Origin of the sequence: Caballeronia arvi (assembly GCF_001544695.2) — a bacterium.
In the GTDB taxonomy this organism is placed as follows: domain Bacteria; phylum Pseudomonadota; class Gammaproteobacteria; order Burkholderiales; family Burkholderiaceae; genus Caballeronia; species Caballeronia arvi.
This window is the reverse complement of sequence record NZ_FCOM02000009.1, coordinates 24,890-50,370: the sequence shown is the minus strand read 5'-3', so window position 1 is coordinate 50,370 and position 25,481 is coordinate 24,890. Positions and strand designations below refer to the sequence as shown.

The window sequence follows — 25,481 nt, the reverse complement described above, 5'->3', positions numbered from 1 at the left end:
GCCGCATCGAACATGCGCGGCGCATCTCATAATTCTCTTCACTTGCAGAAGCGTGAGACCCCTACCATGACCGCCAGTCTTCCCTTTGAATCCGTCGCCGAACTGGTCGATGAGCGTCTGTACGTCACCCAGCCGCATCTTCCGCCTCTCGACGAGTTTCTTCCGTATCTCGAGGAAATCTGGTCGAGCAAGGTGCTGACCAACGGCGGGCCGTTTCATCAGCAGCTCGAGAAGGCGCTTTGCGACTACCTCGGCGTGAAACACCTTTCGCTGTTCGCGAACGGGACGCTCGCGCTCGTCACGGCGCTGCAGGCGCACCGGATTACCGGCGAAGTCATCACCACGCCGTATTCGTTCGTCGCGACCGCGCATTCATTGCTCTGGAACGGCATCAAGCCCGTTTTCGTCGATATCGATCCGAAGACGTTGAATCTCGATCCGAAGCGGATCGAAGAAGCGATCACACCGCAGACGACGGCGATCATGCCCGTGCATTGTTATGGCCACCCGTGCGACGTCGATGCAATTCAAAAGATCGCCGACAACTACAACCTGAAGGTGATCTACGACGCAGCCCACGCATTCGGGGTGCAGACCGAATCCGGCAGCGTGTTGCAACACGGCGATATGGCCGTGCTCAGCTTCCATGCGACGAAGGTGTTCAACACGTTCGAAGGCGGGGCGATCGTATGCCCCGACGCAAAGACGAAGCAGCGAATCGATCATCTCAAGAACTTCGGCTTCGTGGATGAAGTCACGGTCGTGGCGCCCGGCATCAACGGAAAAATGAGCGAGGTGAATGCGGCATTCGGGCTGCTGCAACTTCGGTACATCGATGAGGCGCTCGCGTCTCGCAAAAGAATCGACGCGAGTTATCGCGAACTTCTGAGCGGCGTGCCCGGCATTCAATGCCTCGGCGACGCAGGCGAAAAGGTCTCGAACTACTCATATTTCCCGATCCTGGTCGACTCCGCTTTCCCGCTGACGCGCGACGAGCTTTATCAAAAGTTCCGTGACCGCGAAGTCATGGTTCGCCGCTATTTCTATCCGCTGATCTCGGATTTCCCGATGTATCGCGGGCTGCCGTCTGCGCATCGCGGCAATCTGCCGGTGGCCACGCAGGCGTCTTCCAGCGTGCTGTGCCTGCCGATTTACCCCGGACTCTCCGATGCCAACATCGGCAGGATCGTCGATATCATCAAGGAATGCTGATCATGAGGCTGGCTATCATGCAGCCTTATTTTTTCCCGTACATCGGCTATTTTCAGCTCGTTGCCGATGTCGATCGCTTCGTGTTCTACGACGACGTCAATTTCATCAAGAACGGCTGGATCAACCGGAATCGCGTACTTGCCGACGATGGGAACCGCTATGTGACGGTGCCTTTGTCGGGCGCGAGTCCGTCTCTGAAAATCAGGGACATTCAGATACAGCCGCGGGATATCTGGCTGCGCAAGATGCTCGAATCGATTCGGCACGCGTACGCCAAAGCGCCGCACTACGCAGCCGTCAGCCAACTGATCGAGCAGTGTTTGTCTGCGCCGGTTGCGCAGATTTCGACGCTTGCTTCGCAGACTGTCGTGGATGTGTGCAAATACCTCGATATCGCTACGGAGTTCGTCGCCAGCTCGACGCAATTCGGGAATTCGGAACTCAAGGGCGTGAATCGGGTTCTGGATATTTGCGCGAAAGAACGCGCCCGGATCTATGTGAATCTTCCCGGCGGCCGCGACCTTTACGACGATAAGACGTTCCGCTCGAACGGTGTCGAACTGGCGTTCGTCGAACCGAATCTGAGCGCGTATCCACAGTTCGATCATGCGTTCCAGCCTGGCTTGTCCATTCTCGATGTACTCATGTTCAATAGCAAAGACCGCGTCAGGGAAATGCTTTCAGTAGGGTCCGGTTCATGAGCGCCGTCATGCCGCGCGCGGTCGGCGGATATTTCGAACTGGAACTGCCGCGCGCCAGATCTTTCCTGCATGACGATGCGCTTCGCTTCCAGTCATCGCGGGCAGCTTTTCTTGCGCTTGTGCGTTCGCTGCGTCCGAAGGCCGTATGGATGCCCTGGTACATTTGCGACGCGATGCTGGAGCCGCTACACATGGCGCGCATACCGGTGAAGCGCTACGCGATCGACCGGCAAATGCGTCCGCAGTCCGTCGAACTTCAGCAAGACGAATGGCTCGTCTATGTGAACTATTTCGGGCTTTGCGATCGTCAGGTCGACGACGTACTCGACCGTTTTCCGCGCGACAGTGTCGTGATCGACAATGCGCAGGCGTTGTTCGCGCAGCCTCGCGATTGCCTTGCGACGATTTACTCGCCGCGCAAATTCGTCGGTGTGCCGGACGGCGGCTATCTCGTGACGCGCAAGCACATCGACATGCCCGACGCGAGCGATCAGACATCGATACAACGCTGCGCGCACCTTCTGCGCCGAATCGCGGACGATGCCGAAGCGGGTTACGCCGCATATGCAGCCGCCGAAGAAAGTCTCAAGCATCAGGAACCGCTGCGAATGTCGGACCTGACGCAGCGCATCCTCGCGTCCATTGATTACGATGCAGTGCGGGCGCGGCGAGTCGAGAATTTCATTTACCTCCACGAAAGGCTGCAACGGCACAATCGCTTTGCGATTCACTTCGATCGCGATAATGCCGTTCCCCTTTGCTATCCCCTTTTCGACGCACCGGCAGGATTGCGCGAAGAATTGCGGCAACAGCGCATCTACACGCCCACGTATTGGCCCGACGTTGCGGAATCGAAGGATGCGCCCGAATTCGAGCGCACCATTCCTGCATCCGCGCTGTTCCTTCCTTGCGATCAAAGGCTGACCACGGGCGATCTTGAACCGATCGTGCAAAGCGTATTGGAGCGGCTTACATGATCAAAGACGATATCTTCCTGCGCGAACTGGAACGCGGCGACCTTTCCACCATCAATGCATGGCGCGCCGACCGGTCTCTGGTAAGTCTCTTAGGCGGAAACTTCCGCTATGTCGGCCGTGAAATCGACGACAAATGGTTCGACGGTTACCTCGGCTCGCGCGTCAATAACGTGCGGCTCGCCGTCTGCCTAAAGAGTTCGAGAGAGTTGATCGGTGTGACCTATCTGCTTGGCATCGACTGGCTCAACAGAAGCGCCGAATTCTCGATTCAAATAGGCGCGGAATCCGCGCGCGGCCGAGGATTCGGCGAAGCCGCTGCACGATCGACACTCGCGCATGCGTTCGTCGATCTCAATCTGCATCGCATCGCTTTGAACGTGCTGGAAGGCAATGCTCGCGCCATCTCGCTCTATGAAAAGCTGGGTTTCCGCGCCGAAGGTCTTCACAGGCAGGCCGTTTTCAAAGACGGCCGGTATCTCAATGTCGTTTGCATGGCTCTGCTATCCACCGAGTTCAGCGAGCCGTCTTCTCCGCCTGATGGCGCATAAACAATGAATATCATTGACGTAGACACTGCTCTTGCCGCGCAAGGCTGGGCCGTCCTGCCGAACATCGTTCGCGCAGATTTGATCGATTCGCTCGTTGCGGCACTGCCTTCATCGCTCGAAAAGCGCAATCAGATCAGGCAGCGCAACGGCGTTCTCGATAACACCACCGGAACATTGCATCACCTGTTGATGGACGATGAATGCTATATCGATCTGCTCGACGAGTTGTCCGTTGTCGAGCCGATACTCAAGCAATATTTCGGCGGAAACTTCATCCTCAATTCGTACGGCGGCGTGATCAACGAGCACGATTCCCGCTCGTATGTGCATCAGGTTCACCGCGACATCCGCTTCGGTTCGGATAACCGCCGCTTCATGCTCAATATCCTCGTGATGCTCGACGACTTCACGGTGGATAACGGCGCAACGCATCTTCTGTCGCACTCGCAAAACCTGCAGCAGACACCTGACGATGAACTGTTCTACAAGGAATCGTCGCGCGCCATCGGCCCGCGAGGTTCGGTTCTGATGTTCGATTCGCGTCTGTGGCACGCCACCGGACGCAATGTGACTCATCTGCCGCGACGGGCGTTGACGCTCACCTTCACGAGCCCCTTCTTCAAACCCCAACTCGACTACGCGCGGCTGTTCGGTTATGCCAACATCCACACGTGCAATTCGTGGACGCGTCAGGTTTTAGGTTTCAACGCCCGCGTGCCCGAATCGCTCGAAGAGTTTTACGTGCCGGTCGAACAGCGTTTCTATCAGCGCGGACAGGATTAGTCGGCAACAGTGACTTGCTTTCATCCGGTCACGCGTCGTCGCAAAGATCGGATGCAATGAATCAGGCCGTTCTCTCTACAACGAGAACGGCCTTTTTTTGATCAATCAACAGTCGCTTCTCATCACGCGCCGGGCGGATGCGAGACATCGATATTCGCGACGGGAAGTCCTTCGCTCCACCGTTGCCACATCGTCCTGAAGGCGCGTGCGACGCCATTCGCGACGACATCCGGCTGAAACGCCGCTGACTGAATGCAACGCTCGCGAAGTCCAAGGCGCAGCTCGTTCAGCGCAGGCAGATCGCTTACGATCGACAGTGCAGACTGCACGAAATCGTCCTGGCTCTTCGTGACGAAGGATTCGAGACCGACGTGCGAAAGCCAGGTCGTCGCGCCACGGCTAACGAGGGAATTGCCGGCCATCGTCAGCGTCGGCACACCCATCCACAGCGCGTTGAGCGTCGTGGTCGACGCGGAAAACGGAAACGCGTCCAGACAGATGTCGACCTGATGATGCTGCTGCAAATAGACGGCCGTCGCCGACCGCGGAACGAACATCAGCCTGTCGCGCGAAATGCCTTCCTTCGCGAATTGCTCCGCGTAGTGCGCCTCATCGCTTCGATCGCCTTCTCTGCGAATGGCGCCGACCAGCATTTTCGATGACGGCACGGCGTGCATGATTTTCGCCCAAAGCGCGATGACTTCCGGGCGCACCTTATTGATCCGGTTGAAGCTGCCAAAGGTCACGTAGCCGTTGTGCAGCGCGGGCAGGATATTGACCGGCGGACACGCCTCCGGTGCGATGAAAGGCGCGATCGCAGGAAGATGCACGAGCGCTTCGATGAATTGCTCGGACGCAAGTTCGAACGGCGCACAGAAGCGGTCGGCAAAATAATAGTCCATTGCCGAGAGCCCGGTCGTTGCCGGATAACCGATCCAGCTCACCTGTACGGGCGCGGGTTTCCGCATGAACGTAAGCAGTCGATTGCGGCCCGTATGCCCCGACAGATCGACCAGTATGTCGATGTCATCCGCCTGAATCGTGCTCGCGAGCCGATCATCGGACATTCTCGCCACGCGGCGCCACTGCGAAGCACAGCTCTGGAGACGCTCGGTATGCGCATCCTCGACGGTGTGATTCTGATAAACGTAGATCTCGAGACTCGGATCGTCGGCCAGGCTCTTCAACACGGGAAGCACATAAGACGTGACCGCGTGATGAAAGAGGTCGCCCGAAACGAAACCGATGCGCAATTTGCGGTCCGTCGATCGATCGATGTCCGGGTTCAGTTGCACTCGCTGGATCGATGCCTCATGGCGCTCCGCGAATTTGCGATGCTCCATGAACAGCGTCTTCTGATCGATATCGATTCGATGAACCAGGCTGAACAACAGATTGCTGTGAGACGCGACGTCATCGGGATTCAGTTCAACCGCATTGCGTAGACACTCGGCGGCTTCGGACATTCTGCCTGCTTCGAGCATCAACATGCCAAGCGTTCCGTGCGTCGCGGGCGAAGAAGGCGCCAGCTCGATGGCCCGGCGGCAAGCGGCGGCGGCATCTTCGAATTTGCCCGTTCCCGACAGCGCGATGCCCAGAAGACGGTGCGCCTCGGCAACATCGGGTTTGTGTTCGATGATGGAGCGGCATTCGGCTTCCGCCGCAGCGTGTTGATGCAACACGACGAGCGTATCGGCGAGCAATACGCGAGTTTGAATATCCTCGGGAATCAGTTCGACGGATTTTCTCAGCGGTGCGACAGACTCGGCGTGTCGGCCATCGCGATTGAGCGCAACCCCGAGACAACGCCAGCTCGATCCGTCGAGCGCGTAACGCTGCGTCAGCATCTGCGCGATCTTGACCGCATCCTTGAAATTGCCCTTGTTGAAGGACTGCGTAAAGCGATTGATATCCTGCGACGACGGACGGCGGACGCCCTTCATGCCCGCCTTTTTCGACTTCGATTCGGCGACCGCTGTCGGCGCCGGCTGCGCGACACGCGAAAGCGTGAGCACGGGCGCCCCCGTCATCCGTTGAATCAGATGCTCGGCCAGCGGCCCGTTCAACCCGTGTTTCTGACCGATTTCAAAGGCAATCCACGCCGCCTTGTCCTGTTTGTCCTCGATCAGCGCGTTGACATAGGCGAACCAGTACTGACTGTTCTGCGGCATCGATCCGATGCAGCTTTCGAAATGCGGCAATGCTGCGGACGGCCTTTTCGTCTCGATGTACAGCGTCCCGAGATGAAAGCTCGTGTCCGGCTGTCCGGGCACCGCTTCCAGGATCGTTTGATAGAGATTTTCGGCGTCGCTGAATTCGCCGTTTTGCCGGTGCTGTTGCGCAGCTTCCAGAATGACGACGAGATCCTGCTGGAATTGCTGTTCGGGAGTCGCGGCTTCGGCGCTCGACAGATCAAAGCTGTTCATGGTTTGCTTGGGTTACCTCGATAGTTGCCGAACGGCCGTCATTGACTTGTTCGAGCAATGCCGTGTCACGTTGTCGAATTTCAGTGAGCGGCAGCATTGCAGGTATCGGCGAATTATCGGGTCGGCGGCCCGGTTTCAAAGCGCGGAGATGAGGCGGGAAAGCGCCCCAGTTTCGGCAATGGCGCCCGCGGGGCGCGTTCCGTCAGGGATCGCCGCGGGGCGCGAGCCATTGGCGGGCGAGATCATGCGGCGCGTGTCTAAAGTTTTCTTTTTCTGCGCCGATAATCCTTTTAACAACAACGACAACGCGCCGATCGGTCGGCGCGCCGCTTCGCCCTCGATGCCCGCTTCGGCGGGCATTCTTCTTTTCAGCGCGCCCTCAGCGCGACAGTGTCAGCACGAGATACGCGCCGTACAGCACGCCGTTGCCGAGCAGCGCCCACAGCACGACGCCATTGACCCGCGCATTGAGCCGCAACCACGCGGCGGCCGCGAGCGTGATCAGCACGCCGGTCAGCACTTCGACGCGCGGCTCCCAGGGCGTCAACATGATCCCGATCCCAGGCAGCAACGTCCCCTGAAACACCATCGCGCCGGTGATGTTGCCGAACGCGAGCGTGTCTTTCCCGCGTCGCGCCCAAAGAATGCTGTTCACCTTCTCGGGCAGTTCCGTCGCAATCGGAATGATGATGAGCGACAGCAGCAGCGGGGAAATGCCGAGCGCGTGCGAGACGCCCTCGACGCCATGAATGAAGCCCTTCGCGCCGCCCACGAGCAGCACGATGCCCACGAGAAACTGCAGCATGATCGAGCCGAGCGAAGTCCGCATGCCGAGCCGCGATGCGAACAACGCCTCGGGCGCCTCCGTCCCGTGCCCGCCCTCGACGAGCCGCGCCGACGCTCTGAACGTCGAAATCACATAAATGACATACAGCGCGACGAGTCCGGCCGCGAACATCGCGCGCACCGGCCACGCATGATGCGGCACGAACATCGCGGCGCAGGCGATCAGGAACGCAATCAGGAAGAAGTTGAGATCGCGCACGAAGCCGCTGCGCTCCGGCATGATCCTGCCGCGCAAACCACGCGACTTGAGGATCGCGACCGTCATCAGGCAAGTGGAAAGCGTCGCGAGCATCAGCGGCGCGCCGAGGATCGCGCCAACGCCGATTTCCTCGTTGACCGCGCGGCTGGACGTGCCGCCGAGCAACGCGATGATCGGCACGGTCGTTTCCGGCAAGGCCGTGCCGACTGCCGCGAACAGCGATCCGGTCACGCCTTCGGATATGCCGAGCCGCTCGCCGAGATGTTCGAGCGCGTTCGTGAACAGCTCCGACGCGATCAGAATGATTGCGAGCATCAGCGCGAGTTCGAGAAAGAGCATCGTCATGCGGCACCTCGCATCGAAAAATGCGATGGGCGCGCAAGTGTGCGCGAAAGACAGGGATGTTGTAGTTGTGGGGACACGATGATTCCACGGCCGGACGTCGAGCGAACCACGATGCGCCACGCGCCGTCCGACCAGGAACGACATAGCGCATCGATGGTCTCGCCAAACCGTTCCGGTCGAACGCGCCACGGCAGCAGAGCCGAGGATGTTGACGCGTTCTCCTTCGCACGCGAAGGAAGGCTACTCCCCAAAGACGGCGCAAGTTTAGCCCGATGCACCCCGTTTCGGCAAGCCGCGCGTGCATCCGATCGAAGCGCGCCGTATAAGCGTATGCCGATCGAATCGTTGTCGAAGGCGCACGCATTCGCTACGCTAGCCGCGCCGGGCGCGCCGCTTGCTGCGCGTGCCCCTCGCTCATCCACGAACAAGAATGAAGATCACGGGAGATCTCATGCGTTTCAAACTCCTCGCCGCGGCTACGGCCCTCGCATGCTTCGCCGCGCCGATGCTCGCGATGTCCAAACCGCTTACCGTCTGCACCGAATCGAGCCCGGACGGTTTCGATGTCGTGCAGTTCAATTCGCTCGTGACGACCAACGCATCCGCGGATGTCATTTTCAACACGCTCGTCTCCTACGATGAAGCCACGAAGAAAGTCGTGCCCTCGCTCGCCGAGAAGTGGGACGTGAGCGGCGACGGGCTGACTTACACCTTCCATCTCCGTCCGAACGTTCAGTTCCAAGCGACCGATTACTTCAAGCCGACGCGCCCGCTCGCCGCCGACGACGTCGTATTCACGTTCGAGCGCATGCTCTCGGACAGCAATCCGTGGCACAAGATCGCGGGCGCGAGCGGCTTTCCGCACGCGCAGTCGATGGGCCTCGTGAAGCTGATCAAGGCCGTGACGAAAGTCGACGACCACACCGTGAAATTCGAGCTCAACGAGCCGAACGCGACCTTCGTGCCGATTCTCACGATGGGCTTCGCATCGATCTATTCGTCGGAATACGCGGACAAGTTGCTTAAGGCCAACCAGCAGACCGATCTGAACAGCAAGCCGATCGGCACCGGCCCGTTCGTGCTGAAGATCTATACGAAGGACTCGATCATTCGCTACGACGTCAATCCGTCGTATTGGGGCACGAAACCGAAGATCGATCGCCTGATCTACGCGATCACGCCCGACGCGGCCGTGCGCGCGCAGAAGATCAAGGCGGGCGAATGCCAGATCGCGCTGTCGCCGAAGCCGCAGGACGTGCTCGATGCGAAGAAGGACAAGTCGCTGAAAGTCAGCGAGGCGCCCGCGTTCATGACGGCGTTCGTCGCGCTCAACACGCAGAAAAAACCGCTCGACAATCCGAAGGTGCGTCAGGCGATCAACATGGCGTTCGATCGCACGACGTACATGAAAACCGTCTTCGACAACACGGCGACGCAAGCCGTGAATCCGTATCCGCCGAATACGTGGAGTTATGACAAGAACATTGCGGCGTACAAGTACTCCGCGAATGATGCGAAGAAGCTGCTCGCCGACGCGGGCTTTCCGAACGGCTTCGACACGACCATCTGGGTGCGTCCGAACGGCAGCGTGCTGAACCCGAATCCCAAGGCGGGCGCCGAACTGCTGCAAGCCGATCTCGCGAAGATCGGCGTGAAGGCGCAGGTGAAAATCATCGAATGGGGCGAGCTGATCAAGGAGGCCAAGCAAGGTCAGCACGACATGCTGTTCATGGGCTGGGCGGGCGATAACGGCGATCCCGACAATTACCTGTCGCCGCTATTCAGTTGCAATGCGGTGAAGTCGGGCATCAACTTCGCGCGTTATTGCGATCCCCAACTCGACAAGCTCATCGCCGATGGCAAGGCTACGCCCGATGTCGCGAAACGCACGAAGGCGTATGTCGATGCGCAGAAGATCATCCACGATCAGGCGTTGTGGATTCCGCTCGTCTATCCGACTGCGGCGGCACTCACGCGCGCTAACGTCAGCGGTTATGGCGTGAGTCCGTTCGGGCGCGTGAATTTCGGCGGCGTTTCGGTGCAGTAAATGATCAGGCCGGCGAGAAACGGATCACACCGTCATCGCCGGTTTCACGCTTCAGGATTCCATCGAGCCAGAGCAGATTCAGATGCGCGAGCGCTTCGCCGAGCGCGAACGTCATCTGATGAATGTCGAGCTTGCGCTTGAACATGATCGGCACGATATCGGCAGCGCTGCACGGTTGCTGCGCGCAGGCCTCGCGCACTTCCGCCAGCCGCGCGCGATGATGCTCCCGCAATTGCCCGATGCGCGTCTGCACGCCGCGAAACGGCTTGCCGTGCGACGGAAGCGCGAGGGTATCGGCGGGCATCGTTTCGTAGCGGCCGAGCGATTCCAGATAGAGCGCGAGCGGATTGCTTTCCGGCTCGATCGCGAACACCGATACGTTCGTCGAGATGCGCGGCAACACCATGTCGCCGGAAATAAGCAGCTTGTCCGTTGCAGAAAACAGCGCGGTGTGTTCGGGCGAATGACCGTAACCCGTCACTACTTCCCAGTCACGCGCGCCGATCCTGATGACATCGCCATTGCGGATACGCCGGTATTCCGCGGGAATCGACGGCACGAGCGTCGGGTAATAGCTGTCACGGTTGCGCAAGGCGTCGAGCGAGGCCGCGTCGGTCAGACCGTGCGCCGCGAAATGCGCCGCCGCGCGCTCGCCGCCCGCGTTGGAGCCATCGCCGGCGGCCATCACGCGGCCCATCGCGTATTCGCCGAGCGAAATCCACAGGCGCACGTTCCAGCGCGCTTTGTCTCCGCCCTTGCAAAGCCAGTCGGCCAGGCCGAGATGATCCGGATGGCAATGCGTGACGATCACGCGCAGCACCGGCAGGCCGTCGAGCACGGTTTCGAACACGCGCTCCCAGTTCGCGCGGATCGTGTCGCTCGAAATGCCGCAATCGACGACGGTCCAGCCCTCTTCACCGTCGATTTCGTCGCGCAGCAGCCAGAGATTGATGTGATCGAGCGCGAACGGCAGCGGCATGCGCAGCCAGAACACGCCCGGCGCCACTTCCCTGACGCCGCCCGATTCCGGCAATGCGTCGGCGAAAACATAGTCGAGCTGGTGTTCGAGTGCGTTCATTCGGTGTCTGCCTCCGGGTTTGCGCCGCGTTGCAAATTGGCTACGTTGACGATAACGTAAACGTCCATTCTAACGTTGCGCGCGCTTTTGCGCTGTCCGCCCGCGATGACTCAACCGACGCACTACACGATCACCGAACTGGCGCGCGAGTTCGACATCACGCCGCGCGCGATCCGCTTCTACGAAGATCAGGGCCTGCTCGCGCCGAAACGCGAAGGCGCGAACGGCCTGCGGCGCGTGTACTCGCCGCGCGACCGCACGCGGCTGAAGCTCACGCTGCGCGGCAAGCGGCTCGGCTTTACGCTGTCGGAAATTCGCACGCTGCTCGATCTCTACGATTCGCCCACCGGCACCGCGACGCAGCTTCAGGCTTTCGTCGATACGATCGCCGCGCATCGCGAAGTGCTGACGCGCCAGCTCGAAGACCTGAACACGACGCTCGCGGAGCTCGCTGCCTACGAGGAACAGGGACGCGCGCTGCTCGCGGCGGGCATGGAGAAGCGCGCGCGCAAACCGAAAGCCGCGTGATCCGAAGTCAACGCGCTGACGTCAACGTGCGGAGTGAATGGCCGACATGAATCACTTCCCCAAGCTGCTCTCGTCGCAAATCGGCTTCGATGTCGCCAAGACGATACTCGAAGGCTTCGAGCATCATTACCGCGTGTTTCGCGAGGCCGCGATCGAGGCGAAGACGCTGTTCGAGCGCGCCGAATGGCTCGCGGTGCAGCAGCTCGCGCGCGACCGCATCACGTCGTATGACGAGCGCGTCGCCGAATGCGTGGCGCTGCTCGAAGACGAATACGACGCCGAGAACATCGACGACGACGTCTGGCAGCAGATCAAGCTGCATTACATCGGCTTGCTGACGACGCATCGACAGCCGGAATGCGCGGAGACGTTCTTCAACTCGGTGTGCTGCAAGATCCTGCATCGCTCGTACTTCAACAACGATTTCATCTTCGTGCGGCCCGCGATCTCGACCGAATACATCGAAAACGACGAACCCGCCGCGAAGCCTACGTATCGCGCGTATTACCCGGAACGCGACGGCCTCGCCGCGACGATCGAGCGCATCGTTACGAACTTTCAGCTCGAGCCGCCGTTCGAAGACCTGACGCGCGACGTGCAATGCGTGATGCAGACGCTGAAAGACACCTTCGGCGATCTCACGCCCGCGCCGAATTTTCAGATTCACGTGCTGTCGTCGCTGTTCTTTCGCAACAAGGCGGCGTATATCGTCGGGCGCATCATCAACGGCGATGCGCTCCTGCCCTTCGCCATCGCGATCCGGCACACGTCGCCTCGCCTGCTCGCGCTCGATACCGTGCTGCTGTCGCGCGAGCAGGTGCTCATCATCTTCAGCTTCTCGCACTCGTACTTTCTCGTCGACATGGAAGTGCCGTCGGCGTTCGTGCAGTTCCTCGCCACGATCATGCCGCGTAAGCCGAAAGCGGAAATCTATACGTCGGTGGGTTTGCAGAAGCAGGGCAAGAACGATTTCTATCGCGACTTGCTGCATCATCTGTCGCATTCGAGCGATAAGTTCATCGTCGCGCCCGGCATCAAGGGGCTCGTGATGATCGTCTTCACGCTGCCTTCGTTTCCGTATGTGTTCAAGCTCATCAAGGACGCATTCCCTCCGCCGAAGGAAACCACGCGGCAGAAGATCCAGGACAAGTATCAGCTCGTGAAGCGGCATGACCGTTTGGGCCGCATGGCTGACACGCTCGAATATTCGAGTGTCGCGCTTCCGGTCGCGCGTCTCGATGACGCACTCATCCGCGAGCTCGAAAACGAAGCGCCCTCGATGATCGAATACGAAGGCGATAATCTCGTCATCGGGCACGTGTATATCGAGCGCCGCCTGTTGCCGCTCAATCTGTTCCTGAAGAACGCGAGCGCTGACGAAATCGATCACGGCATCAAAGAGTATGGCGATGCGATCAAACAGTTGATCCAGGCCAACATCTTTCCCGGCGACATGCTGTACAAGAACTTCGGCGTGACGCGGCACGGTCGCGTCGTGTTCTACGACTACGATGAAATCGAGTATCTGACCGATTGCAACGTGCGCAGCGTGCCGCCGCCGCGTTTCGAGGAAGACGAAATGTCCGGCGAACCGTGGTATACCGTCGGACCGCACGATATCTTTCCCGAGACGTACGGCACGTTTTTGCTCGGTGATCCGCGCGTGCGCGAAGCGTTCATGCGCCATCACGCGGATTTCTTCGATCCCGCGCTCTGGCAGCATTACAAGGAACAACTGCTGCGCGGCGAACTCGCCGACTTCTTTCCCTATGACCGGGACGTCCGATTCTGCATCCGTTATCCGGAGCGCTTCGAGAAGCCCGGACGATCCGACGCGCGCGCCGCTTGAGCGCGCACGTCCCGCATTGCTCAATGAACATGAACCAAGACAACGACAACAATCCCCTCGCCCATCTGTTCGCGAACAACCAGAACTGGGTCGCGCACAAGCTCGGCGAGGACGCGAAATTCTTCGAGCGGCTCGCGCATCAGCAGACGCCCGAGTATTTGTGGATCGGCTGCGCGGATTCGCGCGTACCGGCGAACGAGATCATCGGCCTGCCGCCGGGCGAGGTGTTTGTACATCGGAACATCGCGAACGTGGTCGTGCACTCGGATCTCAACTGCCTGTCGGTGATCCAGTTCGCCGTCGATCTGCTGAAGGTGAAGCACATCATGGTCGTCGGTCATTACGGCTGCTCGGGCGTGGGTGCGGCGCTCGTCGGACGGCGTGTCGGTCTCGCCGATAACTGGCTGCGTCACGTCGAGGACGTGCGCGAAAAGCACGCCGCGCTGCTCGAAGACTGGCCGATCGGCGACGCGCGGCATCGTCGGCTCGTCGAGCTGAACACGATCGAGCAAACCATCAACGTGTGCCGCACGACCGTCGTCAACGATGCCTGGGCGCGCGGACAGGAACTCACCGTGCACGGCTGGACCTACGGCGTGCACGACGGCCGCCTGCGCAACATGGGCATGATGATCGGCGCTCAGGAAGAAATCGATCCGGTTTACCGGTCGTGCATCGCCGCATTGACGCGCGGCGGCGCGTATCCCACGGAAAACGACGTGCTGGTGTCCGATGCGGCGCGTCTCGGAGACGTTCCCGGCGTCATTCAAGACGTCATCAAGGAGATGAAACATGAGTGAGACACAGAAAGACCCGCAGAAGGATCCGATCGTCATCGTCTCGGCCGCGCGCACGCCGATGGCCGCGTTTCAGGGCGATTTCGCCGCGCTGACCGCGCCGCAGCTCGGCGCGGCGGCGATTGCCGCGGCGATCGAACGCGCGGGTGTGAAGCCCGAACAGATCGACGAGGCGATCATGGGCTGCGTGCTGCCCGCGGGACAGGGGCAGGCGCCCGCGCGTCAGGCGGCGCTTGGCGCGGGCCTGCCGCTTTCGACCGGCTGCACGACGATCAACAAGATGTGCGGCTCCGGCATGCGCGCCGCGATGTTCGCGCACGACATGCTGCTTGCGGGCTCCGCCGACGTGATCGTCGCGGGCGGCATGGAGAGCATGACGAACGCGCCGTATCTGCTGCCGAAAGCGCGCGGCGGCATGCGCATGGGGCACGCTCAGGTGCTCGACCACATGTTCCTCGACGGGCTCGAAGACGCCTACGAGAAAGGCCGCCTGATGGGCACGTTCGCGGAGCAATGCGCTTCGTCGTATGCGTTCTCGCGCGAGTCGCAGGACGCATTCGCGGTGGAATCGCTACGGCGCGCGCAACGGGCGAACGACGACGGCTCGTTTGCATGGGAAATCGCACCGGTTACCGTGCAAGGCAGGAAGGGCGATGTCGTCGTCGGTCGCGACGAGCAGCCGTTCAAGGCCAATATCGAGAAGATTCCGTCGCTCAAGCCGGCATTCGCCAAGGACGGCACGGTGACGGCGGCGAATTCGTCGTCGATATCGGACGGCGCAGCAGCGCTCGTGATGATGCGCGAATCGACGGCAAAGCGGCTCGGCGTGACTCCGATTGCGCGCGTCGTCGGGCATAGCACGTTTGCGCAGCAGCCGGCGCTGTTCACGACGGCACCGGTGGGCGCCATTAGCAAGTTGTTCGAGAAGAACGGCTGGCGTGCGGGTGATGTCGATCTGTATGAGATCAACGAGGCGTTCGCCGTCGTGACGATGGCCGCGATGCGTGATCACGATCTGCCGCACGACAAGGTCAATGTGAATGGCGGCGCTTGCGCGCTCGGGCATCCGATCGGGGCTTCGGGTGCGCGGATTCTTGTTACGTTGATCGGGGCGTTGAAGGCGCGAGGCTTGAAGCGCGGCGTGGCGAGTTTGTGTATCGGAGGTGGGGAGGCTACGGCGATGGGGCTGGAGCTGGTTTGAGTGTTTCAGTCGGCCCGGGCGCACCGGGCCGAAATAGTTGTCACTATTCGAAGGGATTCAGCATTTCAACACCCGTTTCTTTGAAGTCTCGGACGTTGCGCGTGACGACCGTCAGCCCGTGAAAAATAGCCGTTGCAGCGATGAGCTTGTCCAGGGCGGGTTCAGGATGCGGCGCGCGCAAGTTTCCCCATAGCCCGCCGATCTCCTTGCCCGCCGGCAGGATTTTCTTGTCGTACTCCCGCAGGACGTTGTCCACCAACTTCTCGAGCCCCGCGGCCTGCCGTGCATCGCCCCTGCGGCGCACGCGCTCGACGCCCTGCCGAAGTTCCGCGACTGTAACGACGGAGAGGTGAACGACCCGCCCGTCAATTCTGGCCTGCCGGAAGAACGCGCGAACGCCCTCATTGGCCCGCTCTTCCCGCCTCGTTTCGCTGAGCACGTCCGTATCAGCCAGATACATCGGAGGCTCCCCGGTCCGGGTGACGATCGAAGAAGTTGTCCTCCACGTCGAGCTTAGGAAAATTCAGGAGATGCTCGATGAAACGATCGTTGTACTCGGGACTGTCGATATATTCCTCGGGCGTCCCTTTGCGGCTTTCCACCTCAAGCTTGCGCCGGATAGCGGCCTGCTCTGCGTACTCCTGAATCTCTTCGGCGGTGATATTCCACGGCAATTCCGCCCGGATAGTCTTGAACATGCTTGGCTCCTTCGACGTTGCGACAGCCGTCACTCTATCGAACCCGCCCGAAAGATACCTAGTCATCCAAACGAAATAGGCTAAATCTCACTCACCCGCCAACGACATCGCCACTGCGCGTTTGAACGGCGTCAACCGCTCCCCGATCCGCAGCATCGCATCCCGCGCGATCCGTGCCGGCAGCGAATCCCGCGTGTAAATCTCCGTGATGAACCGCGTGATCAGATAAAGCGGCCGCGTCGCGTGCCGATGCTTCTGCTCGTAACGCGCAAGCAACGCATCGCTGGCGATATCGACTCCCGCCGCGTGCGCTTCGGCGATTGCGCCCGACAGCGTTTCGATGCCCGTCAGCCCGAAATTGAACCCGTGCGCCGTCACCGGATGCATGCCGACCGCCGCATCGCCGACCGTGGCGAAGCGCTTCGCGACGAATCGCTTCGGATAAACCGACACCAGCGGATAGACATGCCGCGTCGAGCGCAGCGTCATCGCGCCGAGGCGCCGCTCGAATCGGCGTTCGATCTCGCGATTGAACGCATCCGCGTCGAGCCGATTCAGCCGCTCGATCTCGCGCGCGCCGAGCGTCACCACGACCGACGAGCGATGCGCGCCGCTTTCCGGGTCGACGTTCATCGGCAGGAGCGCGAGCGTTTGTTCAAAACCGAACCACTCCCACGCCGCGTGTTCGTGCGACGCCTCGTGCGTCATGCAGCACACGAGCATCGACTTGCCGAAATCGTGCATCTGGGCGGCGATGCCCATCAAGCGGCGCGTCGTAGAGAACCGGCTGTCCGCCGCCACGACGAGCTGCGCCGTGATCGTCGCGCCGCTCTCGAGCCGCACGCGCGCGCCGCAGGCGTCGGTATCGACATCGATCACGCGCTCCGACGCCATCACGCGGATCTCCGCGCCCGAATCGCGAGCATGCTCGACCGCTTCGAACGCCGCGCGCCGGATCAGATGATTCGACACCAGCCAGCCGAGCTCGGCGTGACCGCTCAGCGCATGGCCGATCTTCATCGAAAACGGCGACGATCCGTTGAACACACGCGCGTCGGAGAGTTGCGATTTCGCGTGCGCATCGATGCGCTCCCACGCGCCGAGCGTCTTCAGGTACGCGACGGATTTCTGCGTCATCGCGATCTCGCGTCCGTCGAAGGCGGGGTCGCGAAGCACCTCGATGCTCTGCGGCTCGATCAGCACGATCGACAGACCCGCACCGCTCAACGCATTCGCGAGACACAAACCCGCCGGCCCCGCGCCGACGATCACGACATCGGTATGCATCATCTTTCTGGTCTTACGTATTCGAAAGCGCACAACGATAGCCGAAACGCCGGCGCGCGCGGCGCGACCGCGGGTCGCGCGCTATAGTCGCAAGGTCGGCAACCAACGGAACGTATCGCTCATGAAAACGGTATTGATCGTCGGCGCGTCGCGCGGCCTCGGCCACGAGTTCGCGCGCGAATATGCCCGCGACGGCTGGCGCGTGCTCGCCACGGCCCGCGACAAAACTTCGCTCTCCGCGCTCGACGCGATGGGCGCGCAAACCTTCCCCCTCGATGTCACGCAGCCCGAGCAGATCGCCGCGCTCGCGTGGCAGCTCGACGAAGAAAGACTCGATGTCGCGATCGTCGTGTCGGGTGTGTACGGTCCGCGCACGGAAGGCGTCGAAACTATCGGCGCGGAGGATTTCGACCAGGTGATGCACACCAACGTGCGCGGCCCGATGCAACTGTTGCCCGTGCTGCTGCCGCTCACCGATGCCGCCGGCGGCGTGCTCGCGGTCGTGTCGAGCAAGATGGGCAGCATCGCCGAGGCGAGCGGCACGACCGGCTGGCTGTATCGCGCGAGCAAGGCGGCGCTCAATTCGGCGCTCAAGTCGGCGTCGATCGAATCGCGTCATTCGGCGTGCATCGCGCTGCATCCGGGCTGGGTGCGCACGGAGATGGGCGGCCCGTCGGCGGCGATCGATGTGGCGCACAGCGTATCGGGCATGCGCGCGGTCATCGCCGAAGCAGGCGCGATGCGCGAGCAATTCAACGGCAGCTTCGTCCAGTACGACGGCACGAAGCTCGAATGGTGAAACCACAGACCGGAGCAAACGTGACTTATCAGGTACATGGCGTGTCCGCATCGGGCAACTGCTACAAGGTTCGCCTAGTCCTCGAACAGCTCGGCCTGCCTTACGTGTGGCATGAAGTCGACATGATGCACGGCGCGACGCGCACCGACGCGTTCAGAAAACTCAACCCGAACGGCAAGGTGCCGGTGCTCGTCATCGACGATGAAACCGCGCTCTCGGAATCCGGCGCGATCATCAGCTATCTCGCCGATGGCTCGCCGCTGATCCCGACCGACCGCCTCGAACGCGCGCAAGTGCTGCAATGGATGTTCTTCGAGCAGTACAGTCACGAGCCGTTCGTCGCGGTGGCGCGGTTCATCCTGCAATTCCTGAAGAAGCCCGACGATGCACGGCTCCCCGAAAAAATCGCCGGCTCGTACCGCGCGCTCGACGTGATGGAGCAGCATCTCGCGACGCGCACGTTTTTCGTCGGCGAGCGCTACAGCATCGCCGATATCGCGCTCTACGCGTACACGCATGTCGCCGATGAAGCGAATCTCGATCTGTCGCGCTATCCGGCGATCCGTGCGTGGCTCGATCGCGTGCGCAGCCAGCCGCGTCATGTCGAGATGCCGGGCGTGGATCAATGAAGCCGGTGGATTGCCCGTGCGGCGGCGCCGCGCCCGACCAGCGCCCGAATTCACGCGCGCCGCGCTATGACGATTGCTGCGGGCGTTTCATCGAACGCAACGAAACGCCCGCAAACGCGATGGAACTGATGCGCTCGCGCTACACCGCCTACGTGCTCGGCGACACGGCGTATCTGCGCGCGACGTGGGCCGAATCGACCTGCCCGCCCGATCTCGATGCCTCCGACGCCGGCACGCGCTGGCTCGGGCTTCAGATAAAACGCCATACGCCGATAGACAGGAATCACGAGGAAGTCGAGTTCGTCGCGCGCTACAAGGTGGGCGGGCGCGCGCATCGGCTGCACGAAGCGAGCCGCTTCACCCGCAATGGCGAAGGACGCTGGATATACGTCGACGGTCAGGTAAAAGAAAGCTAAATATCCTTTTAAGAATATGAGGGCGCGACGGTACTAATTTCCTAAAAATATTCTTTCAGATTAAACAGTTACGGGGTTGCACTTATTGTGCAGTGCAATTTTGAACGGTTAATCTCTGTACATGTCAGGGCGCAGTCATTCCCGTGCCCGGACACTCGCAGCGAAGCCCCGTTTTGAAGCCAATTGTCATGTCTTTTTCAGACATGACTCCCGGAACCCGCAGCCGATACTGCTCTTCACGAGCAGCGCGATAGGTTTGACTTCAAAAGATGTCTTTGGGGCCACGCCGTATCAACGCATTGATTGGAAGCGCAGTCGGAGTTCAACGGATGGCGATCAGAACCTGGTTAGTCGGATGCAGCATGGTGTGCTCGCTCGCGACGTCGTTCGTCACATCCGCCGTGCGCGCCGAACCGATCGGCGGCGTGCGTCAGTCCGAAGGTCTCCAGGCGCCCGCGTTCAGCGCGACCCTCTCGCACATTCCCGATTCGCTCGACGCCGGCCTGCCCGCCGTCACGAATGGTCTGAACGAATCCGTCGTCCAGATCCCCGAAGGCGATATCGCGCTCGAAACCACGGTGTTCAAACCCGACGGCGCGGGCCCGTTCCCGATGATCGTCTTCAATCACGGCAAGCTTCCCGGCGATTCGCACGCGCAGCCGCGCAATCGTCCGGTCGCGCTCGCGCGTGAGTTCGTGCGCCACGGCTACGTCGTGGTCGTGCCGAATCGCCGCGGCTTCGCGGGCTCGGGCGGCGAGTACGCCGGCAACGGCTGCAACGTCGAGGCGAACGGTTTCGCGCAGGCGCAGGACGTCGCCGCGACCGTCGCGTACATGAGCGCGCAGTCGTATGTGGACCATACGCATATCGTCGTCGCAGGCACGTCGCACGGCGGCCTGACGGCGATCGCCTACGGCGCGCGCGATGCCGTCGCGGCGCCCGGCGTGCGCGGTCTCATCAACTTTTCGGGCGGTCTGCGTCAGGACGAATGCGCGGGCTGGCAGAAAAATCTCGTCAACGCGTTCGGCGCTTACGGCGAGCATGTGCGTCTGCCGTCGCTGTGGCTTTACGGCGACAACGATTCGGTCTGGCAAGGCGATTTGTCCGCACAGATGTACACCGCGTTCACGTCGCACGGCGCGCGCGCGAACATGGTCGATTTCGGCACCTACAAGAACGACGCACATCGGCTCGTCGGCGATCGCGACGGCGTGCAGATCTGGTGGCCGCGCGTGAAGGCGTTCCTCGCGCAGATCGGCATGCCGACGTCCGTGCAGTATCAGGTTTCCGAGCCGCACATGCCGAAGGCGACCGCCTTCGCGGACCTCGACGCCGTGCAGTCCGTGCCGTTCCTCGATGAAAACGGCCGCGCGGGCTATCGCAACTTCCTGTCGCAGTATTCGAGCCGCGCGTTCGCCGTATCGGATTCCGGCGCGTGGTCGTGGGCCGAAGGCGGCGACGATCCGATGTCCGTCGCCATCGCGAGCTGCCAGAAGCAGAGCGCCGACCCGTGCAGGCTCTACGCGGTGAACAATCGCGTCGTCTGGAACGATCCCGCGGCCGAGACGCGGACCGCTTCGCGCTGAAAGCGCCCTTTCCCGTTTCCCTCGAACGCCGGCCTCGCGCCGGCGTTTTTGCATCTTTCGCGCGACAACGCGTCGAAATCAGCGAAGTTACGTCCGATAGCGCGTTTTCGCATTTCCATCACGCACGCACGCATGACCAAAAAACCTTCCGATTACGGAAGGTTGCGCACGTTTTAGGGATAATTGATGCACGCAGTTTTCCCAGCAACGCAGGCGCTTCGAGGCCTGCCCGACGTATCCGGTCCGCACCGCGCGCGGGCCTGGGAGCCGTTTTTGAACACAGAAGCCAATCAGGACTGGGTCGCCCGCTCGCTTGCAGCCGTGTGGCATCCGTGCACCCAGATGAAACATCACGAGCGCGTGCCGCTCGTGCCGATCGCGCGCGGCAAGGGCGTGTGGCTCTACGACCACGAAGGCCGCCGCTATCTCGATGCGATCAGTTCGTGGTGGGTCAACCTCTTCGGCCACGCGAACGACGACATCAACCGCGCGCTGAAAGATCAGCTCGACACGCTCGAACACGCGATGCTCGCGGGCTGCACGCACGCACCCGCCGTCGAACTGGCCGAGCGTCTGTCGGCGCTCACGCAGCGCACGCTCGGTCATGCGTTTTTCGCGTCGGATGGCGCGTCGGCGGTTGAGATCGCGCTGAAAATGAGCTTTCACTTCTGGCGCAATCGCGGGCAAAGCGAAAAACGCGAATTCGCGTGCCTCGCAAACAGCTACCACGGCGAGACGATCGGCGCGCTCGGCGTCACCGACGTCGCCATTTTCAAGGACGCTTACGATCCGCTGATTCGCCATGCGCACGTGGTCGCATCGCCGGCCGCGGTCAGTGTCGACGAAGCCATCGCCGCGATGCGCGCGCTGTTCGAGCAACGCGCATCGCATCTCGCGGCGGTGATCGTCGAGCCGCTCGTGCAATGCGCGGCGGGCATGGCGATGTACGACGCGTCGTATCTTTCGCGTTTGCGCGCGCTGTGCGACGAGTTCGGCGTGCATCTGATCGCCGATGAAATCGCGGTCGGCTGCGGGCGCACCGGTACTTTTTTCGCGTGCGAGCAGGCGAACATCTGGCCGGATTTCATCTGCCTGTCGAAAGGCATCAGCGGCGGTTACCTGCCGCTTTCGATCGTGCTCACGCGCGACGAAATCTACGCCGCTTTCTACGACGACGACGTCACGCGCGGCTTCCTGCATTCGCATTCGTACACGGGCAACCCGCTCGCGTGCCGCGCCGCGCTGGCGACGCTCGATCTGTTCGACAGCGCGAACGTGCTTGTGGAGAATCGCCGTAAGTCGGCGCTGCTGCGCGAAGCGTTCGAAGCGCGGCTCGGCAAACACGAACGCGTGAAGAACCTGCGCAATCGCGGCACGATCTTCGCGTTCGATGTCGATATCGACGACAAGACGTTCTCGCGCCGTTTCTTCGCCAACGCCTTGCAGCGCGAACTGCTGATGCGTCCGATCGGCACGACGGTCTACGCGATGCCGCCATACATCCTCACCGACGACGAACTCGTGCTCCTCGCGCAACGCACGCACGACACCCTCGACGCCACGCTTGGCGGGACCGCATGAACACTAATACATCGCAAGCGCTCTACGACACGCTGAAACAAGGCCTCGCCGATATCGACGCGCGCGGCCTGCGACGCCGCCGCAAGACCATCGACAGCGCGTGCTCCGCGCATATGACGGTCGATGGCCGCGAGATCATCGGCTTCGCGAGCAACGATTACCTCGGCCTCGCCGCGCACGACGCGATCCGCGCGGCGCTCGCGGAAGGGGCATCGCGCTACGGCGCGGGCAGCGGCGGCTCGCATCTGCTCGGCGGCCATTCGCGCGCGCACGCGCAACTGGAAGACGATCTCGCCGCGTTCTCGGGCGGTTTCGTCGACAACCCGCGCGCGCTTTATTTCAGCACCGGTTACATGGCGAATCTCGCGATCGTGACCGCGCTCGCCGGACGCGGCACGCTCGTGTTCTCCGACGCGCTGAACCACGCGTCGCTGATCGACGGCGTGCGCCTTTCGCGCGCACAGACGCAGATTTATCCGCACGCCGACATGCAGGCGCTCGACGCGATGCTCGACGCGTCGCGCGACGATGCATCGACGAAACTCATCGTCACCGACACGGTGTTCAGCATGGACGGCGATATCGCGCCGCTCGCGCGTCTCACCGAGCTCGCGGAAAAGTACGGCGCGTGGCTCATCGTCGACGACGCGCACGGCTTCGGCGTGCTCGGCCCGCAAGGACGCGGCGCGCTCGCGGCGCTCCGGTTGCGCTCGCCGCATCTCGTCTATGTCGGCACGCTAGGCAAGGCAGCGGGCGTGTCGGGCGCGTTCGTCGCGGCGGATGAAACCGTCGTCGAATGGCTCGTGCAGCGCGCGCGTCCGTATATCTTCACGACGGCGTCGCCGCCGGCCGTCGCGCATGCGGTGTCGAAGAGCATCGAAATCATCGCGGGCGATGAAGGCGATCAGCGGCGCGCGCATCTCGCGTCGCTCATCGAAACCACGCGCGCGATGTTGAAACGCACGCGCTGGATGCCCGTCGATTCGCATACGGCCGTGCAGCCGCTCGTGATCGGCGGCAACGATGAAACGCTGGCCATCGCCGCCGCGCTCGACAAGCACGGCCTCTGGGTGCCCGCGATTCGTCCGCCGACGGTGCCGCAAAACACATCGCGCCTGCGCATTTCGCTGTCCGCCGCGCACAGCGACGACGATCTCGCGCGCCTCGATCACGCTTTGAGTACGCTATGACCGCCTTGTCTTTCTTCGTCGCCGGCACCGATACGGAAATCGGCAAGACCTTCGTCTCCTGCGCGCTGCTTCACGGTTTCGCGCGGGCGGGCCTGCGCGCCGCCGCGATGAAGCCGATCGCCTCGGGCGCGATCCTGCGCGACGGCGTGCTGCACAACGAAGACGCCGATCAGCTCGACGCCGCCGCGAACGTCGCGCTGCCGAACGACATTCGCACGCCGTTCATGATGCGCGAGCCGATCGCGCCGCATATCGCGGCCCGACGCGAAGACATCGCGCTGGACATTTCGAGGATCGTCGACGCGCATCGCTTTGCAGTCACGCAAGCGGATATCGTCGTCGTGGAAGGCGTCGGCGGCTTTCGCGTGCCGCTCACCGACACGCACGACACCGCCGATCTCGCGCTCGCGCTGAATCTGCCCGTCGTGCTCGTCGTCGGCATGCGGCTCGGCTGCATCAGCCATGCGCTTCTGACCGCCGAAGCGATCGCGTCGCGCGGCCTGAAGCTCGCGGGCTGGGTCGCGAATCGCGTCGATCCGGACATGCTGTATCCCGACGAAAACATCGCTTCACTGAAACAACGCATCGACGCGCCGCTCATCGGCGTGATCCCGCATCTCACGCCGAACGACGCAAAGCGCGCCGCCGAAACGCTTGACATCGGCCTTCTGACAGACCCGCTTCATCGAAAGGATTGACACCATGACGCAACAAATCGCCGCCGAGACCCCTTCCACGGCCACGCCGCAACCGATGCAGCGCTGGCGCGTCGCCGATGTCGTCGCGCTGTACGCGTTGCCGTTCAACGATCTGCTGTATCGCGCGCAGACCGTGCATCGCGAACATTTCGATCCGAACGCGGTGCAGTTGTCCACGCTGCTGTCGATCAAGACCGGCGGCTGCGAGGAAGACTGTGCGTACTGCCCGCAGTCGGTTCATCACGACACGGGTCTGAAGGCCGAAAAGCTGATGGACGTCGATGAAGTCCTGAAGGCCGCCGAAGTCGCGAAGTCCAACGGCGCGACGCGTTTTTGCATGGGCGCGGCGTGGCGCAATCCGAAGGATCGCCATCTCGAACCGATCAAGGAGATGATTCGCGGCGTCAAGGCGATGGGCCTCGAAACCTGCGTGACGCTCGGCATGCTGGAGACGCATCAGGCGCAGGCCTTGAGCGATGCGGGCCTCGATTACTACAACCACAATCTCGACACATCGCCGGAGTTCTACGGCCAGATCATCTCGACGCGCACCTATCAGGACCGTCTCGACACGCTGGAACGCGTGCGCGACGCGGGCATCAACGTGTGCTGCGGCGGGATCGTCGGCATGGGCGAATCGCGGCGCGAGCGCGCGGGGCTGATCTCGCAGCTCGCGAACATGGAGCCGTATCCGGAATCGGTGCCGATCAACAATCTCGTACAGGTCGCGGGCACGCCGCTCACCGGCACCGAAGCGCTCGATCCGTTCGAGTTCGTGAGGACGATCGCGGTCGCGCGCATCACGATGCCCAAGGCGATGGTGCGTCTCTCGGCCGGTCGCGAGCAGATGGACGAAGCGCTGCAGGCGCTGTGCTTCGCCGCGGGCGCGAATTCGATCTTCTACGGCGATCAGCTTCTGACGACGAGCAACCCGCAAGCCGAAGCCGACCGCAAGCTGATCGAGCGGCTGGGCATGCGCGCTCAGGCCGCGCAAAATGTCGGCGTGGAGACGGCAGAGCGTGCCTGCGGACATAAGCACGCGAACTAAACCGAAGCGGCC

The 25,481-nt window shown here is 61.8% G+C and carries 25 protein-coding genes and 1 riboswitch; of the genes, 18 read left to right on the top strand and 7 right to left on the bottom strand.

The window, feature by feature from the left end; translation table 11 throughout:
- Positions 1–66 precede the first annotated feature (66 nt).
- From vioA to AWB74_RS12980, 5 genes are read left to right on the top strand one after another with little or no spacing between them, the layout of a single operon-like run.
- Positions 67–1,212, top strand: coding sequence for a dTDP-4-amino-4,6-dideoxy-D-glucose aminotransferase VioA (gene vioA, locus AWB74_RS13000; RefSeq protein ID WP_061147171.1), 1,146 nt, complete (start codon positions 67–69; stop codon positions 1,210–1,212).
- Positions 1,213–1,214: 2 nt separating this feature from the next.
- The gene (locus tag AWB74_RS12995; RefSeq protein WP_061147327.1) at positions 1,215–1,913 is read left to right on the top strand and encodes a WbqC family protein; all 699 of its coding nucleotides are present in this window, start codon (positions 1,215–1,217) and stop codon (positions 1,911–1,913) included.
- Positions 1,910–2,890 carry a hypothetical protein gene (locus tag AWB74_RS12990; protein WP_235024560.1) on the top strand — a complete coding sequence of 327 codons (981 nt, stop codon included), beginning with the start codon at positions 1,910–1,912 and terminating at the stop codon, positions 2,888–2,890. The genes AWB74_RS12995 and AWB74_RS12990 overlap by 4 nt, the downstream gene beginning before the upstream one ends.
- A complete protein-coding gene (locus AWB74_RS12985; protein ID WP_061147170.1) occupies positions 2,887–3,438 on the top strand; it encodes a GNAT family N-acetyltransferase in 552 nt (183 codons plus the stop codon). The genes AWB74_RS12990 and AWB74_RS12985 overlap by 4 nt, the downstream gene beginning before the upstream one ends.
- 3 nt (positions 3,439–3,441) lie before the next feature.
- Entirely contained in the window at positions 3,442–4,221 is a 780-nt protein-coding gene (locus tag AWB74_RS12980; RefSeq protein ID WP_061147169.1) for a phytanoyl-CoA dioxygenase family protein, read from the top strand.
- A 122-nt stretch (positions 4,222–4,343) separates the two neighbouring features.
- Here the strand turns inward: AWB74_RS12980 and AWB74_RS12975 are convergent, their stop codons facing one another.
- The 3 genes from AWB74_RS12975 to AWB74_RS12965 form a co-directional block, all read right to left on the bottom strand.
- On the bottom strand, positions 4,344–6,647 hold the full coding sequence (locus AWB74_RS12975; RefSeq protein ID WP_061147168.1) for a tetratricopeptide repeat protein: 2,304 nt from the start codon (positions 6,645–6,647) through the stop codon (positions 4,344–4,346).
- A gap of 135 nt (positions 6,648–6,782) precedes the next feature.
- Positions 6,783–7,007 carry a hypothetical protein gene (locus tag AWB74_RS12970; RefSeq protein ID WP_061147167.1) on the bottom strand — a complete coding sequence of 75 codons (225 nt, stop codon included), beginning with the start codon at positions 7,005–7,007 and terminating at the stop codon, positions 6,783–6,785.
- Between the two features lie 19 nt (positions 7,008–7,026).
- Positions 7,027–8,037 carry a sodium:calcium antiporter gene (locus AWB74_RS12965; RefSeq protein ID WP_061147166.1) on the bottom strand — a complete coding sequence of 337 codons (1,011 nt, stop codon included), beginning with the start codon at positions 8,035–8,037 and terminating at the stop codon, positions 7,027–7,029.
- A gap of 88 nt (positions 8,038–8,125) precedes the next feature.
- Positions 8,126–8,305: riboswitch (yybP-ykoY riboswitch) on the bottom strand.
- A 183-nt stretch (positions 8,306–8,488) separates the two neighbouring features.
- Between AWB74_RS12965 and AWB74_RS12960 the strand changes: the two genes are divergently transcribed.
- Positions 8,489–10,084, top strand: a complete 1,596-nt coding sequence (locus AWB74_RS12960) for an ABC transporter substrate-binding protein (RefSeq protein ID WP_061147325.1) — start codon at positions 8,489–8,491, stop codon at positions 10,082–10,084.
- Between the two features lie 4 nt (positions 10,085–10,088).
- On the opposite strand, the gene AWB74_RS12955 is transcribed toward AWB74_RS12960, so the two are convergent.
- Entirely contained in the window at positions 10,089–11,162 is a 1,074-nt protein-coding gene (locus AWB74_RS12955) for an MBL fold metallo-hydrolase (RefSeq protein WP_061147165.1), read from the bottom strand.
- Positions 11,163–11,267: 105 nt separating this feature from the next.
- On the opposite strand from AWB74_RS12955, the gene AWB74_RS12950 reads away from it, so the two are divergent.
- Genes AWB74_RS12950 through AWB74_RS12935 form a run of 4 tightly spaced genes read left to right on the top strand, consistent with a single transcriptional unit; the run spans position 11,268 to position 15,537 of the window.
- Positions 11,268–11,690 carry a MerR family transcriptional regulator gene (locus tag AWB74_RS12950; RefSeq protein ID WP_061122269.1) on the top strand — a complete coding sequence of 141 codons (423 nt, stop codon included), beginning with the start codon at positions 11,268–11,270 and terminating at the stop codon, positions 11,688–11,690.
- Positions 11,691–11,736: 46 nt separating this feature from the next.
- On the top strand, positions 11,737–13,539 hold the full coding sequence (gene aceK / locus AWB74_RS12945; RefSeq protein ID WP_061147324.1) for a bifunctional isocitrate dehydrogenase kinase/phosphatase: 1,803 nt from the start codon (positions 11,737–11,739) through the stop codon (positions 13,537–13,539).
- Positions 13,540–13,562: 23 nt separating this feature from the next.
- Complete coding sequence (gene can / locus AWB74_RS12940) at positions 13,563–14,339, top strand: carbonate dehydratase (RefSeq protein WP_061147164.1); 777 nt, start codon at positions 13,563–13,565, stop codon at positions 14,337–14,339.
- Positions 14,332–15,537: an acetyl-CoA C-acetyltransferase gene (locus tag AWB74_RS12935; RefSeq protein WP_061147163.1), complete on the top strand. Its 1,206-nt coding sequence runs from the start codon at positions 14,332–14,334 to the stop codon at positions 15,535–15,537. Before can ends, AWB74_RS12935 begins: the two co-directional genes overlap by 8 nt.
- A 43-nt stretch (positions 15,538–15,580) precedes the next feature.
- On the opposite strand, the gene AWB74_RS12930 is transcribed toward AWB74_RS12935, so the two are convergent.
- The 3 genes from AWB74_RS12930 to ubiM all read right to left on the bottom strand — a co-directional run bounded on the left by AWB74_RS12930 (position 15,581) and on the right by ubiM (position 17,525).
- Positions 15,581–15,997: a type II toxin-antitoxin system VapC family toxin gene (locus tag AWB74_RS12930; protein ID WP_061147162.1), complete on the bottom strand. Its 417-nt coding sequence runs from the start codon at positions 15,995–15,997 to the stop codon at positions 15,581–15,583.
- A complete protein-coding gene (locus AWB74_RS12925) occupies positions 15,984–16,235 on the bottom strand; it encodes a hypothetical protein (RefSeq protein WP_143749215.1) in 252 nt (83 codons plus the stop codon). The genes AWB74_RS12930 and AWB74_RS12925 overlap by 14 nt, the downstream gene beginning before the upstream one ends.
- A gap of 87 nt (positions 16,236–16,322) precedes the next feature.
- On the bottom strand, positions 16,323–17,525 hold the full coding sequence (gene ubiM, locus AWB74_RS12920) for a 5-demethoxyubiquinol-8 5-hydroxylase UbiM (RefSeq protein WP_235024559.1): 1,203 nt from the start codon (positions 17,523–17,525) through the stop codon (positions 16,323–16,325).
- Between the two features lie 118 nt (positions 17,526–17,643).
- On the opposite strand from ubiM, the gene AWB74_RS12915 reads away from it, so the two are divergent.
- The 8 genes from AWB74_RS12915 to bioB all read left to right on the top strand — a co-directional run bounded on the left by AWB74_RS12915 (position 17,644) and on the right by bioB (position 25,469).
- Positions 17,644–18,321, top strand: a complete 678-nt coding sequence (locus AWB74_RS12915; RefSeq protein ID WP_061147160.1) for an SDR family oxidoreductase — start codon at positions 17,644–17,646, stop codon at positions 18,319–18,321.
- A gap of 20 nt (positions 18,322–18,341) precedes the next feature.
- Positions 18,342–18,950, top strand: coding sequence for a glutathione S-transferase family protein (locus tag AWB74_RS12910; RefSeq protein WP_087038980.1), 609 nt, complete (start codon positions 18,342–18,344; stop codon positions 18,948–18,950).
- The gene (locus AWB74_RS12905; protein WP_061147158.1) at positions 18,947–19,366 is read left to right on the top strand and encodes a YchJ family protein; all 420 of its coding nucleotides are present in this window, start codon (positions 18,947–18,949) and stop codon (positions 19,364–19,366) included. The genes AWB74_RS12910 and AWB74_RS12905 overlap by 4 nt, the downstream gene beginning before the upstream one ends.
- Positions 19,367–19,695: 329 nt before the next feature.
- Complete coding sequence (locus AWB74_RS12900; protein ID WP_061147157.1) at positions 19,696–20,952, top strand: dienelactone hydrolase family protein; 1,257 nt, start codon at positions 19,696–19,698, stop codon at positions 20,950–20,952.
- Between the two features lie 273 nt (positions 20,953–21,225).
- A complete protein-coding gene (locus AWB74_RS12895) occupies positions 21,226–22,533 on the top strand; it encodes an adenosylmethionine--8-amino-7-oxononanoate transaminase (RefSeq protein ID WP_061147156.1) in 1,308 nt (435 codons plus the stop codon).
- Positions 22,530–23,723 (top strand): 8-amino-7-oxononanoate synthase, encoded by a 1,194-nt coding sequence (gene bioF, locus AWB74_RS12890; RefSeq protein WP_061147155.1) that lies wholly within the window; start codon positions 22,530–22,532, stop codon positions 23,721–23,723. The genes AWB74_RS12895 and bioF overlap by 4 nt, the downstream gene beginning before the upstream one ends.
- Positions 23,720–24,421 (top strand): dethiobiotin synthase, encoded by a 702-nt coding sequence (bioD, locus tag AWB74_RS12885; RefSeq protein WP_061147154.1) that lies wholly within the window; start codon positions 23,720–23,722, stop codon positions 24,419–24,421. Before bioF ends, bioD begins: the two co-directional genes overlap by 4 nt.
- A 4-nt stretch (positions 24,422–24,425) precedes the next feature.
- Positions 24,426–25,469, top strand: a complete 1,044-nt coding sequence (gene bioB, locus AWB74_RS12880; protein ID WP_061147153.1) for a biotin synthase BioB — start codon at positions 24,426–24,428, stop codon at positions 25,467–25,469.
- Positions 25,470–25,481: the final 12 nt, after the last annotated feature.

Excerpts from the sequence above, each read along its gene's own strand:
- AWB74_RS12975 (WP_061147168.1), bottom strand. The coding sequence starts at position 6,647 with ATGAACAGCTTTGATCTGTCGAGCGCCGAAGCCGCGACTCCCGAACAG.
- AWB74_RS12965 (WP_061147166.1), bottom strand. The coding sequence starts at position 8,037 with ATGACGATGCTCTTTCTCGAACTCGCGCTGATGCTCGCAATCATTCTG.
- bioD (WP_061147154.1), top strand. The coding sequence starts at position 23,720 with ATGACCGCCTTGTCTTTCTTCGTCGCCGGCACCGATACGGAAATCGGC.
- AWB74_RS12995 (WP_061147327.1), top strand. The coding sequence starts at position 1,215 with ATGAGGCTGGCTATCATGCAGCCTTATTTTTTCCCGTACATCGGCTAT.
- AWB74_RS12935 (WP_061147163.1), top strand. The coding sequence starts at position 14,332 with ATGAGTGAGACACAGAAAGACCCGCAGAAGGATCCGATCGTCATCGTC.
- AWB74_RS12950 (WP_061122269.1), top strand. The coding sequence starts at position 11,268 with ATGACTCAACCGACGCACTACACGATCACCGAACTGGCGCGCGAGTTC.
- can (WP_061147164.1), top strand. The coding sequence starts at position 13,563 with ATGAACATGAACCAAGACAACGACAACAATCCCCTCGCCCATCTGTTC.
- vioA (WP_061147171.1), top strand. The coding sequence starts at position 67 with ATGACCGCCAGTCTTCCCTTTGAATCCGTCGCCGAACTGGTCGATGAG.
- AWB74_RS12985 (WP_061147170.1), top strand. The coding sequence starts at position 2,887 with ATGATCAAAGACGATATCTTCCTGCGCGAACTGGAACGCGGCGACCTT.
- AWB74_RS12905 (WP_061147158.1), top strand. The coding sequence starts at position 18,947 with ATGAAGCCGGTGGATTGCCCGTGCGGCGGCGCCGCGCCCGACCAGCGC.
- AWB74_RS12960 (WP_061147325.1), top strand. The coding sequence starts at position 8,489 with ATGCGTTTCAAACTCCTCGCCGCGGCTACGGCCCTCGCATGCTTCGCC.
- AWB74_RS12900 (WP_061147157.1), top strand. The coding sequence starts at position 19,696 with ATGGCGATCAGAACCTGGTTAGTCGGATGCAGCATGGTGTGCTCGCTC.
- bioB (WP_061147153.1), top strand. The coding sequence starts at position 24,426 with ATGACGCAACAAATCGCCGCCGAGACCCCTTCCACGGCCACGCCGCAA.
- AWB74_RS12970 (WP_061147167.1), bottom strand. The coding sequence starts at position 7,007 with ATGCCCGCCGAAGCGGGCATCGAGGGCGAAGCGGCGCGCCGACCGATC.
- AWB74_RS12955 (WP_061147165.1), bottom strand. The coding sequence starts at position 11,162 with ATGAACGCACTCGAACACCAGCTCGACTATGTTTTCGCCGACGCATTG.
- AWB74_RS12990 (WP_235024560.1), top strand. The coding sequence starts at position 1,910 with ATGAGCGCCGTCATGCCGCGCGCGGTCGGCGGATATTTCGAACTGGAA.
- AWB74_RS12925 (WP_143749215.1), bottom strand. The coding sequence starts at position 16,235 with ATGTTCAAGACTATCCGGGCGGAATTGCCGTGGAATATCACCGCCGAA.
- bioF (WP_061147155.1), top strand. The coding sequence starts at position 22,530 with ATGAACACTAATACATCGCAAGCGCTCTACGACACGCTGAAACAAGGC.
- aceK (WP_061147324.1), top strand. The coding sequence starts at position 11,737 with ATGAATCACTTCCCCAAGCTGCTCTCGTCGCAAATCGGCTTCGATGTC.
- ubiM (WP_235024559.1), bottom strand. The coding sequence starts at position 17,525 with ATGATGCATACCGATGTCGTGATCGTCGGCGCGGGGCCGGCGGGTTTG.
- AWB74_RS12930 (WP_061147162.1), bottom strand. The coding sequence starts at position 15,997 with ATGTATCTGGCTGATACGGACGTGCTCAGCGAAACGAGGCGGGAAGAG.
- AWB74_RS12915 (WP_061147160.1), top strand. The coding sequence starts at position 17,644 with ATGAAAACGGTATTGATCGTCGGCGCGTCGCGCGGCCTCGGCCACGAG.
- AWB74_RS12980 (WP_061147169.1), top strand. The coding sequence starts at position 3,442 with ATGAATATCATTGACGTAGACACTGCTCTTGCCGCGCAAGGCTGGGCC.